At 51.7% G+C, this 18,430-nt stretch carries 16 protein-coding genes; 13 read left to right on the forward strand and 3 right to left on the reverse strand.

The window, feature by feature from the left end:
* The first annotated feature begins 3 nt into the window (after positions 1-3).
* From DXB70_RS10775 to DXB70_RS10790, 4 genes are all read left to right on the forward strand, one after another.
* Positions 4-1,290 carry a TRAP transporter large permease gene (locus DXB70_RS10775; protein WP_118469282.1) on the forward strand — a complete coding sequence of 429 codons (1,287 nt, stop codon included), beginning with the start codon at positions 4-6 and terminating at the stop codon, positions 1,288-1,290.
* A gap of 110 nt (positions 1,291-1,400) precedes the next feature.
* A complete protein-coding gene (locus DXB70_RS10780) occupies positions 1,401-1,943 on the forward strand; it encodes an L-serine ammonia-lyase, iron-sulfur-dependent, subunit alpha (protein ID WP_118469280.1) in 543 nt (180 codons plus the stop codon).
* A 225-nt stretch (positions 1,944-2,168) separates the two neighbouring features.
* Complete coding sequence (locus DXB70_RS10785; RefSeq protein WP_107001858.1) at positions 2,169-2,846, forward strand: DUF3990 domain-containing protein; 678 nt, start codon at positions 2,169-2,171, stop codon at positions 2,844-2,846.
* Complete coding sequence (locus DXB70_RS10790) at positions 2,827-3,459, forward strand: helix-turn-helix domain-containing protein (protein ID WP_022358806.1); 633 nt, start codon at positions 2,827-2,829, stop codon at positions 3,457-3,459. Before DXB70_RS10785 ends, DXB70_RS10790 begins: the two co-directional genes overlap by 20 nt.
* A gap of 29 nt (positions 3,460-3,488) precedes the next feature.
* Here DXB70_RS10790 and DXB70_RS10795 read toward each other — a convergent pair whose 3' ends face one another.
* The 3 genes from DXB70_RS10795 to DXB70_RS10805 all read right to left on the reverse strand — a co-directional run bounded on the left by DXB70_RS10795 (position 3,489) and on the right by DXB70_RS10805 (position 8,144).
* The gene (locus tag DXB70_RS10795; protein WP_107001859.1) at positions 3,489-4,907 is read right to left on the reverse strand and encodes a HAMP domain-containing sensor histidine kinase; all 1,419 of its coding nucleotides are present in this window, start codon (positions 4,905-4,907) and stop codon (positions 3,489-3,491) included.
* 52 nt (positions 4,908-4,959) lie between these two features.
* Positions 4,960-5,673: a response regulator transcription factor gene (locus tag DXB70_RS10800; protein WP_107001860.1), complete on the reverse strand. Its 714-nt coding sequence runs from the start codon at positions 5,671-5,673 to the stop codon at positions 4,960-4,962.
* A 65-nt stretch (positions 5,674-5,738) separates the two neighbouring features.
* Positions 5,739-8,144 (reverse strand): endonuclease MutS2, encoded by a 2,406-nt coding sequence (locus tag DXB70_RS10805; protein ID WP_117796702.1) that lies wholly within the window; start codon positions 8,142-8,144, stop codon positions 5,739-5,741.
* A 279-nt stretch (positions 8,145-8,423) separates the two neighbouring features.
* On the opposite strand from DXB70_RS10805, the gene DXB70_RS10810 reads away from it, so the two are divergent.
* The 9 genes from DXB70_RS10810 (at position 8,424) to larC (ending at position 18,430) form a co-directional block, all read left to right on the forward strand.
* Positions 8,424-9,698, forward strand: a complete 1,275-nt coding sequence (locus DXB70_RS10810; protein WP_233430292.1) for a S1C family serine protease — start codon at positions 8,424-8,426, stop codon at positions 9,696-9,698.
* A gap of 23 nt (positions 9,699-9,721) precedes the next feature.
* Entirely contained in the window at positions 9,722-10,672 is a 951-nt protein-coding gene (locus DXB70_RS10815; RefSeq protein WP_022358800.1) for an HD domain-containing protein, read from the forward strand.
* Between the two features lie 392 nt (positions 10,673-11,064).
* Positions 11,065-12,759: an ABC transporter substrate-binding protein gene (locus DXB70_RS10820; protein ID WP_118673300.1), complete on the forward strand. Its 1,695-nt coding sequence runs from the start codon at positions 11,065-11,067 to the stop codon at positions 12,757-12,759.
* Positions 12,752-13,738 (forward strand): ABC transporter permease, encoded by a 987-nt coding sequence (locus DXB70_RS10825; RefSeq protein WP_333718288.1) that lies wholly within the window; start codon positions 12,752-12,754, stop codon positions 13,736-13,738. The genes DXB70_RS10820 and DXB70_RS10825 overlap by 8 nt, the downstream gene beginning before the upstream one ends.
* Positions 13,735-14,544, forward strand: a complete 810-nt coding sequence (locus tag DXB70_RS10830; RefSeq protein WP_118673301.1) for an ABC transporter permease — start codon at positions 13,735-13,737, stop codon at positions 14,542-14,544. The genes DXB70_RS10825 and DXB70_RS10830 overlap by 4 nt, the downstream gene beginning before the upstream one ends.
* Before the next feature lie 90 nt (positions 14,545-14,634).
* The gene (locus tag DXB70_RS10835) at positions 14,635-15,474 is read left to right on the forward strand and encodes an ABC transporter ATP-binding protein (RefSeq protein WP_243099950.1); all 840 of its coding nucleotides are present in this window, start codon (positions 14,635-14,637) and stop codon (positions 15,472-15,474) included.
* Position 15,475: 1 nt separating this feature from the next.
* Positions 15,476-16,105, forward strand: a complete 630-nt coding sequence (locus tag DXB70_RS10840; protein ID WP_118673303.1) for an ATP-binding cassette domain-containing protein — start codon at positions 15,476-15,478, stop codon at positions 16,103-16,105.
* 134 nt (positions 16,106-16,239) lie between these two features.
* Positions 16,240-17,013, forward strand: coding sequence for a nickel pincer cofactor biosynthesis protein LarB (larB, locus tag DXB70_RS10845; protein WP_118469270.1), 774 nt, complete (start codon positions 16,240-16,242; stop codon positions 17,011-17,013).
* A gap of 79 nt (positions 17,014-17,092) precedes the next feature.
* The gene (larC, locus tag DXB70_RS10850) at positions 17,093-18,430 is read left to right on the forward strand and encodes a nickel pincer cofactor biosynthesis protein LarC (RefSeq protein ID WP_118673304.1); all 1,338 of its coding nucleotides are present in this window, start codon (positions 17,093-17,095) and stop codon (positions 18,428-18,430) included.

Below are 18,430 nucleotides of genomic sequence, written 5' to 3' on the forward strand. Positions count from 1 at the left end.
AATATGTTCAGCAGTATAATTTTATTTGGAAGCTTTTTCTTGTTTCTTGCATTAGGCGTTCCGATTGCTTTTGTATTGATCGTAGCGACGGTCTCCTATGCGCTTTTAAGTACCGGTGATGCCAACCTGGCGTTGGTTCCGCAGCGAATTATCTATGGTATTAATAGTTTTACCATGCTTTGTCTTCCATTCTTCGCTCTGGCAGGAAATATTATGAATCACGGCGGTATTACCATGCGTCTGGTTCGTTTCGCACAGGCATTCGTTGGACATATCAAGGGTGGTCTGGCGATGGTAGACATCCTGGTATGTATGATGTTTGGTACAGTTTCAGGCTCGGCGGTAGCTGGTACGGCGGCAGTTGGATGCCTGATGATTCCGGCAATGAAGGATGAAAAGTATGATCCGGCGTTTACAGCAGGTCTGACCGCGTGTGCATCCTGCTGCTGCCCGATTATCCCACCGAGTCTGGCATTCGTTATTTACGGTGCGGCAGCGAAGGTATCCGTTGGCGATATGTTTATCGCCGGAGTAGTACCGGGTATCCTGATGGGTATTATCATGATGCTGGTTGTTTATGTATTTGCAGTGAAACGTGATTTTTCAGCAGGTCCTAAGACAAGCTGGAAGGAAAAATGGGAAGCAACCAGACAGGCACTTCCATGTATCGGACTTCCGATCATCGTTGTTGGCGGTATCATGGGTGGTTTCTTTACTCCGACCGAGGCAGCGGCGGCAGCGGTTCTTTATTCCCTGATTTTGTCGGCATTTGTATACCGGACCGTTGGCTGGAAAGAGCTCTGGAAATCGATTATCGACAGCGCGATCGACAGTGGTACGGTTATGCTGATTGTCGGCGGCTGCTATCTGTTTGGATGGGTTATCTCCAATGAGAGATGGGCAGTTTCTGTAACGAATATGCTGGTTGGTCTTCATACTTCTTTAGCAGTGAAACTGTTACTGGTCAATCTGGTTCTTCTGGTTGTTGGTATGTTTATGGATAGTGCTCCGGCAATCATGCTGGTAGCGCCGATTCTGGCACCGGCGATGGCAAGCCTGGGCGTTGACCCGATTCAGACTGGTATGATTGTCTGCCTGAACCTGACCATCGGTCTGGCAACTCCGCCGGTAGGTGTCTGCTTATACACGGCAACCAATATTGCAAGATGTAAATTTGGAGATACGGTTCGAAATGCAATACCATTCCTGGTAGCGATGCTGGCAGCATTAGCGATTATTACGAATGTTCCGGTAGTATCCAGAATTCCATTTATTTTAATGGGACGATAGAAACGAGAGGGGACGTTGAAGTTGGACGTTCCCTTTTCCTTTACAAAAACACGAATCAAAAATGATGAATAAAAAACATGGAATGATTGATACAAAAAGGAGGACAAACCATGGAAAAACTACCCTGCAGTATCTTCAATGATGTACTCGGTCCGGTGATGCGCGGACCTTCCAGTTCCCATGTGGCGGGGGCGGCGCGGATCGCCTCCATGATCCGGCAATCTCTGGATGCACCGGTGAAAAAAGCGATTGTTGATTTTGATGTCAATGGTGCGCTGGCGGCATCGCACACGGGACACGGAACGGATATGGGATTTGCCAGCGGGCTTTTGAATATGGAGCTGGATGCGGCGTCTGTAGGGCTTCAGAATATCACAGGGCTTGCCTGCGATCCGGTCGGAAACCGTGTTGAATGGCCATGTCTCGGCAAAAATATCATGGGCGGAAGCAATGCGCTCGCCAGCGCCAATATGATTCTGGCAGGCTACGACAAGGTGATCCCGCTGGATGAGACGATCGGCGCGATCTATGAGATCGGTCTGTCGCTGCCGCTGGAACTGCGTTGTACCTTTGGTGGTCTTGGAAAGACAAAGACTGCCCGGGAGATTCTGAAGCGGTCTGACGCGCATTTTCCGGGGGAAGAGGCGCGGTAGGTGTAATTCAAAACATCGTGAAAGGACAGTTACAGTTTGTGTAAGGTGCGTACTGTAAGGTGGCATATCTTTTTAAGATCTGAAATAAAAATTGATTAAATAACTCTATAGAGATATAATATTAATAAAAATATCTCTATAGAGTTATTTTTATTAAAACGAATCTATTTTTTATATACCACATGTTTCTACTTGCTCCCATAATAGATAAGGAGGTTCCTCAGAATGAGAAAAATTTTATATCACGGTTCCTTGGAAATTATTTCTACTCCTATGTATGGTCAGGGAAAGGTCTATAATGACTACGGACAGGGCTTTTATTGTACGGAGAGTCTGGAGCTGGCGAAGGAGTGGTCGTGCGCCGAGCGGGAGGACGGCTATGTGAATCAGTATGAAATGGATGAAACCGGTCTTTTGATTTTAAATTTGATGGAGAAGCACTACAGCGTTCTTCATTGGCTGGCGATTTTGATGAAATACCGGAAAATCCGCCTTTCTTCGGCGGTCATGAAACGGGGAAGAGAGTGGCTGCTGGAACATTTCCTCCCGGATGTGGACGGATATGATGTGGTGATTGGGTACCGGGCGGATGATTCGTATTTTTCATTTGCAAGGGCGTTTGTAAATAATGAAATATCGTTAGAGCAGCTTTCGTATGCGATGCGGCTGGGAAAATTGGGAGAGCAGTATGTATTAAAGAGTCAGAAGGCATTTCAGGCGATACACTTTCTTTCTTATGAAGGAGTAGATTCAGTGGAATATTATGTAAAACGAAGAGCCAGGGATGAGCAAGCTAGAAATGCATACCGGAAAAAGGTGGAAGAGGATGATATCGACGGTATTTATATGCGGGATTTGATTCGAGGGGAGGTGTCGGCTGAGGATGAGCGCTTATGGGATTGAATATCTGGATGATGCGATGAGAAATCTGGGGGAAATGACAGATTATGCGGTCAATGCCTGTGGGATGGATCTGGAAGATTTTTGGAAATTGTTTCTTACAACCGGGTATGCAGAAAAATTTGGGGAAGGTGTACCAAGAGTAGTGAGCGGCTTTTCTGGAACGGAGCTTGCGGAGGAAGTGCTTCGAAAAGCGGGAAAAAAGGACGAACTGCCGGAACCGCAGGTAGAATTTACCTGTTCCAGAGAGTATTGGAGTGGCTGGATACTGGCGTATTATCAGTGGTACAGTGAGAAGAAATTTAAGGAAATTGAAGCAGGGCTTCCGGTCCGGGAGGTTGTGGAAATGTATCCGGCACTTCATGAAGCTCCGGAGGATAAATTTGTTGAGGCGGCAGACAGAATCATTCGAAGAAAAGAGCAGGGGAAAAACGCGTTGCGGCGGATCCGGAAGATGGCGGGATATACCCAAAAGGATCTTTCAGAGCAATCGGGGGTTACGCTGCGGAGTATTCAGCAGTATGAACAGGGAAAAAAGAAGATTCAAAAAGCATCCGCAGAAACCGTGCGTGCGCTTGCACGGTCACTGGGATGCCAGATGGAAGATTTGCTGTAATTGCGAAGGGATTGGACAGTTTCAATTTGCTATAGCGCCGTCGCCTTCGGCAGACTGAAAATAAATTCCGTCCCCACGCCCTCGGTGCTGACAACGTCGATATTTTCCCCATGTGCCTGAATAATCTCTTTGACAATCGCAAGCCCCAGCCCGGTGCCCTTTTTATCTTTTCCGCGCGATAAGTCGGTCTTGTAGAAACGTTCAAAGATTTTCTTCTGGCTGTCCTTCGGGATGCCGATGCCGGTGTCTTTGACGGAAATGAAGATTTTTTCATACCGGATGGAGGTCTGGATGTAAATGATCGAATCCTCGTGGCTGAATTTGATCGCGTTGTCGATCAGGTTGTAGAGAACCTGCTGGATTTTTCCGAGATCGGCGTAGACCATCTGGATGCTATCCGCAAAGGTCAGGTCAAACGTGATGCCTTTTGCGCTACACGTGCCCTCGAAGGTTGCGGCGGTATCCTTGATCGTCCGGTTGATATCGAAATTGGTTCGGGTTAAATAGCCCTTGCTGTCCAGAGAGTTGAGCGTCAGCATGCCCTGTGTCAGCTTGTTAAGGCGCTCGGTCTCGGAAATGACGATGTGCAGGTATTTGTGATAGAGTTCCTGCGGGATTGTGCCATCGAGAATTGCCTCGAGATAGCCTTTGATGGAAGTCAGAGGCGAGCGGAAATCGTGCGATACGTTCGCGATGAAATTGTGCTGGTACTGTTCCATTTCATTTAACTCGCTGGACATATAGTTTAATGTGCTGGCGAGATAGCCGATCTCGTCGTGGGTGGTAATCGGGATATTGTGTGCCAGGTTTCCGGCTGCATATTCATTGGCTGCGACCGTAATCTTTTTGAGCGGGAAATAGACCACTTTTGTAAAAACAAGAAGCACCACCAGGGATAGGAAGAACAGGATGATCGATGTTATGTAAATAATATTCAGAAATCCGTTCTGTTCCGCCTCAATGTTCTGGATTGGCATATGAATCACGATGTAGCCGTAGGTCTTCATATTGCCTGTGATCGGGGCGGAAACGGAGAGTACTTTGCTGTCAAACAGGTTGTAATACTGTCCGATGGAATAGAGCCGGTTGCCCTGTGCGGTCGGGTCGAAATCGTCGATTGCGATGCCGGTACGACTGTCGCTGCTGTCCGCAACGATGGTGCCCTCATGGTTCAGGATCCAGATATCCGATTGCAGATAGGCGGAAACCGCCTCGAGCTGTGGGTATGCCGAGTCGAGATTGATGGTTTTGCCCTCGTAGGCTTTGCTGCACCGATCGGCAATCATGGTCGCCTCGTCATACAGAACCTCCGATTCGCGTTCCACCAGATGGTGGTAGGTCATCTCAGATGAGATGGTCGCGATCGTGATGAATCCAAGCAGACCGAAGATGAGATAGCCGATCAGCAGTTTATAATAAAGAGAATGTGTGTAGTGGTTTGATTTCATGGTAAACCTCCGGTTACCTCTTCACGTAACAGTTCAGTTCCTTTACTAACAGTTACCGTTTTACCTCAAATTTATATCCAATCCCCCAGACGGTCGTCAGCGCCCACTTGTCGTTGCCCTTGATTTTTTCACGGAGCCGCTTGATATGGACATCTACCGTCCGCGTGTCGCCGATGTATTCATATCCCCAGATATGGTCGAGAAGTTGCTCCCTTGTGAATACCTGGTTTGGTGAGGACGCGAGGAAATAGAGCAGTTCCAGTTCCTTCGGCGGCAGCTCGATCGAGTGTCCGTTGTAAATGACGGAGTAGTTCGTCAGGTTGACGATGAGATCCGGATATTCGACAAAATTGCCATGCTGTTCGGTCACGGACGATGCAGGCATCTGCACCGGCAGCTGGTAGCGCCGCAGAACGGCTTTGACTCTGGCAACCAACTCTTTCGAATCGAATGGTTTGATCATGTAGTCATCGGCGCCCAGCTCCAGCCCCAGCACCTTATCAAAGATTTCGCCCTTGGCGGAGAGCATGATGATTGGCACCTGGGAGGTACTTCGCAGTTCCCGGCAGACCTGATAGCCGTCGATGCCCGGAAGCATCAGATCAAGGAGAATCAGGTTGGGCTGAAATTCGGGAAATACCCGGAGAGCTTCTTCCCCGTCTCCGACAATTTTCGTTTCAAAACATTCTTTCGTCAGGTAAAGTGAGATTAGTTCAGCAATGTTGTAGTCGTCATCTACGATGAGAATGCGCTGCTTTTCAGCCATGTTGATTCCTCCTGTTTTTTTGGATATTTGTAACTGTTCAGTACCTGAACAGTTATGGATATTTCTTATTTAAATGTCACGATTGTAACGCCTGTATCGCCTTCGCCAAACTCGCCAAGCCGGTATTCCTTGACATAGCTTAATTTCTTCAAGTGGCGGTGTACGCCCGCTTTCAAAGCGCCGGTTCCACGACCATGTACGACGCGGACCTGCGGAAGATGCGCCAGGTAGGCATCATCCAGGTATTTGTCGAGTACCGGGATCGCCTCATCGACGGTCATGCCAATCAGGTTGACCTCCGGCGATACGCTGAAGGACTTGGACATCTTGATCTTGCTGCTTCCGCTTCCGGATCCGCGGGAACCACCCGTATGCGTGCCGGAAAGTCCCGGTCCGGTGATGGATGCTTCCTCGACCATTTCCAGATCGCGGATATTGACGAGGGAGCGCAGAATTCCCATCTGTACATACAGATCGCCCTTGGCGTTCGGCAGGGAGCTGACGGTTCCCTTTAAATTCATCGAGAGAACGCGCACGGTATCGCCGAGACGCAGCTTTTTCGCGGAAACGGCTTTTTTCGGTGCGGCGGTTTTCTTAACTGCCAGTTTCTTGTCTACATCCTGGATCTTGCCGCGTAGCTTGGTCCGCTCAGCTTCCAGTTCTTTATTGACGCCGGAAGACTTGGCAAGCTTGTTGATGTTGCGGATCGTCTGATCGGCGGTGTCCTTCGCATCCTGAAGGATCTTCTGAGCTTCCTCGCGGGCTTTGGAAAGCATTTTTTCCTTCTGCTCGGAGAAACGTTCTTCCTTCTGCTGGAGGCGGTTCTTCAGCGTTTCAATCTCCTGTTTATAGGAGGCGATCTCTTCGCGCTCTTTTTCAATGGTCACGCGGCTGTTTTCCAGATTGGCAAGCAGATCCTCGAAGGATTCGTCCTTCTGCTCCATCTGGTTTTTCGCCTCGTCGATGATATAATCCGGCAGCCCCAGCTTGCGGGAAATGGCAAATGCATTACTTTTTCCTGGAATACCGATGAGCAGGCGGTAGGTCGGGCGGAGAGTCTCGACGTTGAACTCGCAGCAGGCATTTTCAACGCCTGGCGCGGTCAGCGCAAAGACTTTTAATTCGCTGTAATGCGTGGTTGCGATCGTCCGGCAGGTCATGTTGTGCAGGAAATTTAAAACCGCAATCGCCAGCGCCGCGCCCTCGGTCGGGTCGGTACCGGAACAGAGCTCATCGAAGAGACAGAGCGAATTGGCGTCCGCCTCATTTAAAATCGAAACGATATTCGTCATATGGGCGGAGAATGTACTCAGATTCTGCTCGATGCTCTGCTCATCGCCAATGTCGGCAAATACATTGTCAAAAACAGCCAACTCGGATCCCTCAAATGCCGGGATATGGAGTCCTGACTGCCCCATCAGGGTAAAGAGTCCGACGGTTTTTAAAGAAACGGTTTTACCACCCGTGTTTGGACCCGTCACAATCAGAAGGTCAAACGAATCGCCAACCCAGATGTTGATCGGAACGACCTGTTTCGGATTTAAGAGCGGATGGCGTCCGTCCTTGATATTGATATACCGTTTGTTGTTAAATTTCGGTTCCACGCAGTTATAGTGGCGGGAAAGAGCTGCCTTTGCGAAAATGAAATCGAGCTCTGCCAGAATCGAAAGATCCGAGAGGATCGCGTCGGTGTAAGGCATAAGCTGGCTGGAAAGAGCTGCCAGAACAAATTCAATTTCCCGTTTTTCCTGGATTTCCAGCTCGCGCAGTTCGTTGTTCAGCTTGACGATCGCGAGCGGCTCGATAAATACAGTCGAACCGGTTGAGGACTGGTCGTGCACCATGCCTGGTACCTGGGATTTATACTCAGCCTTGACCGGCAGGCAATAGCGCCCGTCGCGCATTGTGATGACGGCATCCTGTAAATAGGTCCGGCTGGAATTTAAAATAGAATTTAACTGGGTATGGACGCGTCCGCCCACGATCTTCATGGAGCGGCGCACTTTGGCAAGTCCCGGACTTGCGTCATCGCTGACCTCATCCTCGGATGGCAGGCAGCGCTTGATCTCATTGTTGACCGGCGTCAGCGGATCCAGGGCGCGGAAGCGCTCATCAAGGGAATCATCTGGAAATTCTTCGGATTTCTCATGGCGTCCGTAGCTCTGCGCGCGGGCAGCGACTGTCAGCAGGGAGCTGACAGCGAGAAGCTCCGGGATCCCCAGGGAACTTCCGATTTCCAGACGTTTCATGGAACCACGCACATCCTTCACGCCGCCGAAGGAGAGACTTCCCTTCATGCGGACGCGCGTCAGGGCATCGGTCGTCTCCGTCTGGCTCTGCCGGATCGTCCCCAGATCACAGGACGGCTGCAGTTCCCGGCACATCTGTTTTCCCATCTCCGTGGAGGCGTACTCCGTGAGCTGGTCGATGATCTTTGTATATTCGAGAGTTTTTAATGCTTTTTCATTCATGTTGTGGTAATCCTCTTAATTTAAATGGTGTTCACATGATACCGTGACCACTAAATTCGTGAAAGACCTCATTAAGTGGTCAGGTATAAGTTCTCACTAGACTCGAAAAGACCTCGTCAAGTGTTCACATTATATCACATTCCCCGCCGTCTAGCCAAGCATTCGCACTTTTTTCTTGCATAACCTTAAGAAGGAAAGTATAATTAGGATATGTTATGCAAAGGGGAAAGTGAAATGCCGGATTCAGAAGAACTTGAAAAAAAGGAAAAACGGGAATTCATGAGAGAAACGATAGTGAAGCCGCCGCTGACCAGAAAACAGATTGCGAAGCGGGTGGCTCTCTTTGTATGCGCGTCAGCCGCATTTGGAGGAGTCGCGGCGGTTTCGTTTGCGGCGGTAAAGCCGTTTGCGGATCGGTGTTTTCAGGAAAATGGGATGCAGGAGACATCCTCAGTCGAGTTTTCCAAGGACGATCCGGACTCTGTTTCGCCGTCGGACGGTGCAGATGCGGATATGACAGCGCAGCCGGAACAAATGGAGCAGGAGATTGATGAGGCGGTCAGCGAGGCGCTTTCCAGCTATCAGTTTTCCGCAGACAATTTTAATTCGATGACGTCGGTGCTGCGTGGAATCGGGGAACAGGGTGATAAGTCGATCGTGACGGTCAGCTCCGGCAAACAGGATACGGATATATTTGGAAACCCGGTGGAAAATACGGGTGATTATGCAGGTGCAGTCATCGCGGAGAGTGATGGAGAATTTCTGATCTTTACTTACGCCGATGCGGTGCGGGCAGCAGATTCGATCAATGTGAGATTTTCGGATGGAACGAAGATCGCTGGTACAGTGCGCCAGATTGACGAAGTGCTCGGAATGGCAGTTGTGGCGGTGCCGTCCGGCAATCTGCCGGAAGAAGAGCGGAAAAAGGTGCAGGTGCTTTCACTTGCCAATTCATATACGGTCAAGGCAGGCGATGTCCTCGTAGGTATCGGCGGTCCGTCCGGACAGGTGCATTCGCTTTCGTTCGGAACGGTATCCTACGTGGCGCGCAATGTGCAGATTACAGATGGACTGACGCGGATCCTGTATGCGGATATCAGCAGCAATTCGCAGACGGGTACCTTTTTGATCAATACAGCCGGAGAGATGGTCGGCTGGACATCGGAGTCCTGCCGCAGCGAGAGCTGTACGGATCGGACGGCGGCGTACACCATTTCCAGCTACAAGCCGATTCTGGAGCGGCTGACGAATGGCGCTTCGGCGGCATATCTGGGCATCCTGGGACAGGATGTGAGCCGTGCGATGCAGGGGAGCGGCATTCCGGCGGGCGTTTACGTGACGGAGGCAGTCTCCGGCAGCCCGGCATATGACGCTGGCATCCAGCCCGGCGATATTATTGTGAAATTTGGCACAAAGGAGATCGGAAGTTTCAAAGATCTCCAGGCGCAGATTGAAAATTCCGCGAGCGGCGTGTCTGTATCGGTAAATGTGATGCGGAAAGGGCGCGACGGATACACGGAAATTCCATTTTTGGTATCTCTGCGCGCCAGATAGAAATTCAGGAGGATATAGGCAGAATGAGATATATTGAACAGTTCCGGGAAGGAATGAGAGTCTCGGACGTATATTTATGTAAGACGAAACAGCACGCGGTGACGAAAAACGGAAAAGAGTACGCTTCCGTGCTGCTTCAGGATAAAACAGGCACGGTAGACTGCAAAATCTGGGATTTAAGTTCCCCGGGCATCAATGATTTTGAGCCGCTGCAGTACGTCTATGTGGACGGCGATGTGACGGTCTTCCAGGGTTCCAACCAGTTAAATATTAAGCGCATACGCAAGGCGGACGAGGGCGAGTATCAGGAAAGCGATTACCTTCCGGTCAGCTCAAAGGATATCAAGATAATGTATCAGGAGCTGACGGCTCTGGTGCAGTCTTTCCAGAATCCGTACCTGAAAAAGCTGGCATCCAGCTATTTCCTGGAAGATAAGGCATTTGTGAAGAAATTCTGCTTCCATTCGGCGGCGAAGAGTGTGCATCATGGTTTTGTGGGCGGACTTTTGGAACATACGTTAAGTGTTATGAAACTCTGTGATTTCTACACGAAGTCATATCCGGCGCTGAACCGCGATCTGCTTCTGACGGCGGCGCTGTTCCACGACATCGGAAAAGTGCAGGAATTATCCGCATTTCCGGAAAATGATTATACGGACGACGGTCAGCTCTTAGGTCATATCGTGATCGGCACGATGATGGTTGCAGACCGTATTAAGGAGATTCCGGGATTCCCGGCAAAGACAGCGGCGGAGTTAAAGCACTGCATCCTTGCGCACCACGGCGAATTAGAGTACGGTTCCCCGAAGAAACCGGCGCTTCTGGAGGCGCTGGCATTGAATTTCGCGGACAATACCGATGCGAAGATGGAGACGATGCTGGAAGTCTTAAAGAGCGGCGGGGAGAATCCGGGCTGGCTCGGATATAACCGTTTCCTGGAGACGAATGTGAGAAAGACGACGCCGACGGAATAATAATAAGATAACAGACATCTAAAATGAGTCTAAATATATATAAGAAAAAGAAAACAGCGCTGCACAAGCAGATGCTGCCTTGCAGAAGCGGGGGAACGAAAAATAGGAATCAGGACTCACCACCTAAAGAGGTGGGAGCCTTCTCGTTTCATAGGAAATTGCGTCCTATGAAATAAAAAACGCTCCGTGAGGATGCGCACTCGCGCGAAGAAGAAACATGTCGCAAGCGACCGCGCTCGGCACAAGAATGTGTCAAGGCACATTCTTTTTTAACTGAGATAAATAAGAAAAATGGAGAAGGATACCAGGAAGGTACAGCGGTTCAGCAGGGATCGCACTTTTCTGATATCCTTTTGTTTCATAAAGAAAAATATAGGGGTACAACAGAAAATATGAAAAAACGAGAAAATACAGGCAAAATCATTGGAAAGGTGTTCGGAGAAGCCAGAGCGCTTGGCGTCACTGCCTTAGCGGCGGCAGTCATGCTTTCCGGATGCGGAAACGCTGGAAATCAGGCGCAGAAAGGCGGTTCCGGCGCAGAACAGACAGAAAATGTTGAAAACGGCGAAAATGCAGCGGAAAATACCCAAACAAGCGTTATTATCGCGATGCCGCCGACTTCAGAGCCGGAGGCGGGCTTTGATCCGGCATATGGCTGGGGCGCGGGCGAGCATATGCATGAACCGCTGATCCAGAGCACCCTGACGGTGACAGAAACAGATTTGAGTATCGGGTATGATCTGGCGACGGATGTGGAGACCTCCGAGGATGGAATGACATGGACGGTGACGATCCGCGACGATGCGAAATTCACGGATGGCGAGACGCTGACCGCGGAGGATGTGGCATTCACTTATAACACATTGAAAGAGACGAGTTCCGTCAACGATTTTTCAATGCTGAAACAGGCGGAGGCGATCGATGATGTGACGGTTGTGTTTGAGATGGAACGCCCGTTTGCTATCTGGTCATACACGATGGCGGTGACGGGAATTGTGCCGGAGCATGCATATGGAACGGATTACGGCACACATCCGATCGGTTCCGGGCGATATATCCTGAAACAGTGGGACAAGGGGCAGCAGGTGATTCTGGAAGCCAACCCGGATTATTATGGGGATGCGCCGAAGATGCGGCAGGTCACGATTCTCTTTATGGAAGAGGATGCGGCATTTGCGGCGGTGCGCGCCGGGCAGGTGGATGTGGCGTACACGGCGGCGTCCTATGCAGACCAGTCGGTTCCAGAATTCAGTCTTTTGGATTGTGAGACGGTGGACAACCGTGGATTTAACCTCCCGGCGGTGCCGGAGACGGTACGGGAGGATGGCGTAAAAATCGGCAATGATTTTACCGCGGATGTGCAGGTGCGCCGGGCGATCAACCTGGCGATTGACCGGCAGGAAATGATCGATCATGTGTTAAATGGTTACGGCAGCCCGGCATATAGTGTCTGTGACAAGATGCCGTGGTACAACGATGAAATGGAGAACATTTCCTATGATGTGGAGAAGGCGGAAGAGATACTGGATGCGGCGGGATGGAAGAAAAATGCCGACGGCATCCGCGAAAAGGGTGGAGTGAAAGCCATTCTGGAATTTCTCTATCCGACCGGGGATTCGGTGCGTCAGGCGCTGGCAGCCGATACGGCGCAGCAGTTAAAAGAGATTGGAATTGACACATCGATCCGCGGCACCGGCTGGGATACTGCGTATGACGAGGCACAGTCGCAGCCGCTTCTCTGGGGCTGGGGCGCGCACACGCCGATGGAATTTTATAATATTTACCATACAAAGGCAGATACGGGGCTGGCAGAATATTCGCCGTATGCGAATGAGACCGTGGACGCTTATATGGATGAGGCCCTGGTAGCACCGGATCTGGAAAGTTCGTATGAATTGTGGAAAAAGGCGCAGTGGGACGGCGAGACGGGCGTTTCAGCCGAGGGTGATCTTCCGTGGATCTGGCTGGTGAATGTCGATCATCTGTACTGGGTGAGAGACGGGCTTCATGTCGCAGAGCAGAAGGTGCATCCGCACGGTCACGGCTGGTCCATCGTCAACAATGTCGATCGGTGGTACTATGAGTAGGATGAAATGGTTTGGGCGCAGTCTGCTGCACCTGATTCTGCTGCTTTTGGCAGTCAGTCTGGTATCGTTTCTGCTGGTGTCGATGTCTCCGGTCGATCCGCTGCAGACGAATGTCGGGCAGACGGCGCTCGGCTCGATGGCGCCGGAGCAGATCGAGAAGCTGCAGGCGTACTGGGGCGTTGGTGTGCCGGTCTGGAAGCGCTTCTTTAACTGGATTTCGGGCATCTGTCATGGTGATTTTGGCATTTCCCTTCTGTACCGCAGACCGGTGCTGGAGGTGATCGCGGAAAAGGCGTCTGCGTCAGTGTGGCTCCTTCTGTCTGCGTGGCTGTTTTCGGGAATCGTGGGGATATTTTTAGGAATTGCAGCGGCGGCAAAACGGGGCAAGTGGGCGGATCGCCTGATTACGGGCTATTGCATCGTGATCGCGGGAACGCCGTCCTTCTGGCTGGCGCTGGTGCTGCTGCTTCTCTTTACAGTGCAGCTTCCCATCTTCCCAATCGGGTTCAGTGTCCCGGTGGGAATGGCGGCGGACGAGGTCAGCCTGGCGGATCGCCTGTATCACGCATTTCTGCCGGCGTGTACGCTGGGACTGACAGGGATTTCTTCGATTGCGATGCACACGCGCGAAAAAGTGATTGAGATTCTGGAAAGTGATTACGTACTCTATGCGCGGGCGCGGGGCGAGAGCGGCTGGCGGCTGATTTTTCGGCATGGACTCCGCAACCTGCTTCTCCCGGTAATTACGCTGCAATTTGGCTCGATCAGCGAGATTTTCGGTGGTTCGGTGCTGGTGGAACAGGTCTTTTCCTATCCGGGACTCGGACAGGCGGCGGTCACGGCGGGTCTGGGAAGCGATATCCCGCTTCTGATGGGAATTACACTCATCAGTGCCGTGCTTGTATTTGCAGGAAATGCAGCGGCGGATGGGCTGTACCGGCTGGTCGATCCGAGACTTAGGAAAGGAGGCAGGGCATGAGAAAGAAAACACTCTGGCTGCTGGGAATTTCCCTCCTTTTCTTGATTCTGGTGACAGTGCTTGGAACCGTCTGGGAGGATGCCGCACAGCAGGTCGATTTTGCGAGAAAAAACCTGCCTCCGGGAACCGGCGGGCTGTTTGGAACCGACTGGATGGGGCGGGATATGCTGAAACGGACGGTTGCTGGGCTTTCTTTAAGCATCCGGCTGGGGCTTCTGACCGCGGCGATCAGCGCCGCGGTGGCATTGGCGCTTGCATTGCTGGCGTCGCTTGGCGGGGGACTGATGGATTCATTGGTATGCGGGCTGATTAATCTGGTAATGGGAATCCCGCACATGCTTCTCCTGATCCTGATTTCCTACAGTCTGGGAAAGGGATTCCGGGGTGTAGCAGCCGGGATTGCCCTGACGCACTGGGCGTCGCTGGCGAGGCTTTTGCGGGCGGAAATCTTACAGATCCGGGAAAGTCCGTATGTGCAGATCTCCGAAAAACTGGGGAAAAAGCCCTGGTGGATTGCCTGGAACCACATCGTCCCGCAGGTATCGCGGCAATTTGTGACCGGGTTAATTCTTCTCTTTCCCCATGCGATTCTTCATGAGGCTGGCGTGACCTTTCTGGGCTTCGGTCTTTCCTCCGAGCAACCGGCGATCGGTGTTATTTTATCCGAGAGTATGTCGTACCTGATTACCGGAAAATGGTGGCTGGCGCTCTTTCCGGGCGCGGCACTGGTGCTGGTAACGCTGGGATTTCAGGCGATCGGGCAGAGCCTGGGGCGGCTGATGGATCCGGGGAGCGTGCATGAGTAGAGGATGCTGGGAATGAGGCAGAAAAACATATATTTTGATAAAATGATGCGATTAAGACAAAAACAATCAAAAACGATGCGGCTATCAGATTTGGAACAGACAGACGTTATCAAAGAACGGAGATTGCGTGAAAATTGTGATTCTATGGAAAAGCCGATATTGAAAATTCAAAATCTAAACTTATATTTTACGCAGTACGCGCGTGGGCTTAGACGGCGCGAACTCCATCCGCTCCGCGACCTTTCCTGCAAACTTTTCAGTGGGGAGCTGACGGCGGTGGTCGGGGCGAGTGGTTCGGGAAAAAGCCTGCTGGCGCACGCGATTCTGGGGATCTTGCCGTACAACTGCCGGATGGAAGGAAAAATTTCCTATCAGGGAGAGGTTCTGGATGAGACGCGGCTTGCCGGGCTGCGGGGCAATGGGATTTCCCTGATTCCGCAGGGGGTTTCCTACCTCGATCCGTTGATGCGGGTCGGGGATCAGATCTGCGGCGGCAGAAAAGATGAAGCGACGCGGGCAAAATGCCGCCAGCTTTTGAAGCGGTACGGGCTGGATGAATCAGTGGAAAAATGTTATCCATTTGAGCTGTCGGGCGGCATGGCGCGGCGCGTACTGATGGCAGCGGCACTGATGCAGGAGCCGAGGTTGATTGTGGCGGATGAACCGACACCGGGGCTGGAGGCGATGACCGCGCGCCATGTGATCCGTCATTTAAAAGAGATGGCACAGGACGGGGCAGCGGTGCTTTTGATTACTCATGATCTGGAACTGGCGATTGAGATGGTGGACCGGATTCTGGTGTTTTATGACGGGACGATTCTGGAGGAAGTAAAGCCGGAGAACTTCCGGGAGGGACGGAATCTGAAAGAGCCATACACGCAGGCGCTCTACCGGGCGCTGCCGGAACATGAATTTTTTGGAGGAGAATGAGATGTCACTAAAGGCAGAAAACCTATCTTTTTCGTATGAAAATGGAGGGCGCCACGTGCTGACGCGTATTTCCCTGAAAATTGAGCTAGGAGAGCGCGTGGGTCTGGTGGCGCCGAGCGGATATGGAAAAACGACGCTGTGCCGCCTGCTGGCGGGATATGAGAGACCGGAGGCGGGAACGGTAGAGATTGATAGCATACCGATTGAGAATATCCGGGGCTGTATGCCGGTGCAGTTAATCTGGCAGCACCCGGAGCAGGCGATCAACCCGCGCTGGCGGATGCGCCAGGTTCTCAGTGAGGGCGGTCAGGTGGATGAGGAGAGCCGGGGACGGCTTGGCATCCGGGAAGAATGGCTGGATCGTTTTCCATCGGAGCTTTCCGGCGGCGAACTGCAGCGGTTCTGTATTGCCAGAGCGCTGGCGGCAAATCCGCGGTATTTGCTGGCGGATGAGATCACCGCGATGTTTGACGCAGTGACCCAGAGCCAGATCTGGCAGGCGCTTTTGCATGAGGCAAAGGAGCGGGAGCTGGGAATGGTGATTGTGAGCCATTCGGAATCTCTTTTGAAGCGGATTTGCACGCGGCGGATTGATTTGAAGGCATTGCAGGAAAAGATGGCAGCAGTTTAGCCGGTTCATATATTGACAGAGAAAATCGGGATTGACCGAGCTCATAAGAGCGAGGGATGCTTCTTGTCCAAAGGACAAGAAGATGGGCGATAGTAAGAGATTAATAATTCGGGATTTGGTAAGGAGGAGGAAAAATGGATGTTCGGAAGCTGTTGGAAGAGGTAAAACGGGGGGATACGAGTATTGAGGAAGCGGAGAATGCGTTCAAGAATCTTCCTTACGAAGATTTAGGGTATGCGAAGCTGGATCTGCACCGGAAATTGCGTTCGGGATTCCCAGAGACGGTGTTCTGCCAAGGAAAGCCGGATGCCTATCTGGCGGATATTTTCGAGACGCTGTACCGGGAAAATGGGGAAGTACTCGGAACGCGGGCGACGCCAGAGCAGTGGAATCTAGTGCGGGCGCGCATCCCGGAGATAGAATACGATCCGGTTTCAAAAATTTTGCAGGCGAGAAAATCATCGGAGACACCGTGGAAGCTGGAAGGGCTGGTGGCAGTCTGCACAGGCGGAACCGCGGATATCCCGGTTGCGGAGGAAGCTGCCAAAACGGTAGAATTTTTCGGCTGCCGCGTGGAGCGCTACTATGATATAGGGGTGGCGGGCATCCATCGCCTTTTATCCAAACGCGAGGCGATTGCGCGGGCAAACTGCGTGATTGCGGTGGCGGGAATGGAAGGCGCGCTTGGCACAGTTGTCGCCGGGCTGGTGGAAAATCCGGTCATTGCGGTTCCGACCTCGGTCGGCTATGGTGCAAGTTTTCATGGACTGTCGGCATTGATCACGATGATTAATTCCTGTGCGAACGGCATTTCGGTTGTAAATATAGATAACGGCTACGGCGCAGCATATCTGGCGGCGCAGATCAACCGCCTGGCGGTGCGGGAGCCGAAGAAGACGGCAGAGTGATAGTGGTTTGTGATAATTGCATAAAAGCGAAAAACGGAAATGTATCAATAAAATGAGAAAAGTAGAGGGAGAAGTAAAAATGGATGAGAAAATCTTATATCTGGATTGTGCGTCTGGAATCAGTGGAGATATGACGGTTGGCGCACTGTTGGATCTTGGAGCAAGCCGGGAAAAACTGGTACAGGCACTGGACAGTCTGGGCGTGTCCGGGTATCATCTGCATTTTGGGCGGACGAAGAAATGTGGAATCGATGCGTATGATTTCGATGTACATTTAGAGGAAGAAGAGCATCATCACGACCACGAACATCATCACGATCATGAACACACTCACGACCATGAGCATCATCACGATCATGAACACACTCACGACCATGAGCACAGCCATGATCACGCTCACACCCACGATCATATGCATCCTCACGTCCACCGCAACATTCATGACATTTTCGAGATCATCGATCGTCTGGATGCATCTGACCGCGTTAAAAACCTGGCGCGCCGGATGTTTGAGATTGTAGCGGGGGCAGAGTCGAAAGCACACGGAATCCCGGTCAGCGAGGTTCATTTCCATGAAGTTGGTGCAATTGACTCGATTGTGGATGTTATCAGTGCGGCATTCTGCCTGGAGGATCTGGGAATCCACCGCGTGGTGATATCGCCGCTTTCCGAAGGTCATGGATTCGCACGCTGCCAGCACGGTTTAATGCCGGTTCCGGTTCCGGCGACGGCAAATATCGCAGCGGCACAGGGCTTGGAACTGACGCTTCGGGATGTCGAAGGAGAGATGGTAACGCCGACCGGCGCGGCGATCGCGGCGGCATTCCGGACAGAAGCGGCGCTTCCGAAGAAGTACCAGATCGAAAAGATCGGTATCGGCGCCGGAAATAAGGATTTCGCGCACGCGAATATCCTGCGGGCGATGCTTCTGACGGATAAAACGGTGGAAGCAGAAACCAGAAAAGACGGTCACGACGAGAGCTCCATGTGGGTCATGGAGGCAAACCTGGACGACTGCACCGGCGAGGCGCTGGGATATGCGATGGAGGTGCTTCTGGAAGCGGGCGCCAGAGATGTGTGGTACACACCGGCATATATGAAGAAAAACCGTCCGGCGTATGTGCTTCATGTACTGACAGCGGCAGAAAAACGGGAAGAGTTAGAACAGCTTGTCTTCTCCTGTACGACCACGATCGGTGTGCGCCGTTATCCAGTAGAGAGGACGATACTGCCACGGGAAGTAAAGGAGATCCAGACCCGTTACGGGGCAGCAAAGGTAAAAATCTGCAAGCGCGGCGGCGTGGATACGTGCTATCCGGAGTATGAGAGCGTGCGCGCGATCTGCCGGGAGACAGGGAAGCGCTTCATGGAAGTATTCCACGGAGTAATGGAAGACGGAAGTATTAGTTTACAGTAA

It is taken from the genome of Clostridium sp. OM05-5BH (assembly GCF_003481505.1).
Taxonomy (GTDB): domain Bacteria; phylum Bacillota; class Clostridia; order Lachnospirales; family Lachnospiraceae; genus Otoolea; species Otoolea fessa.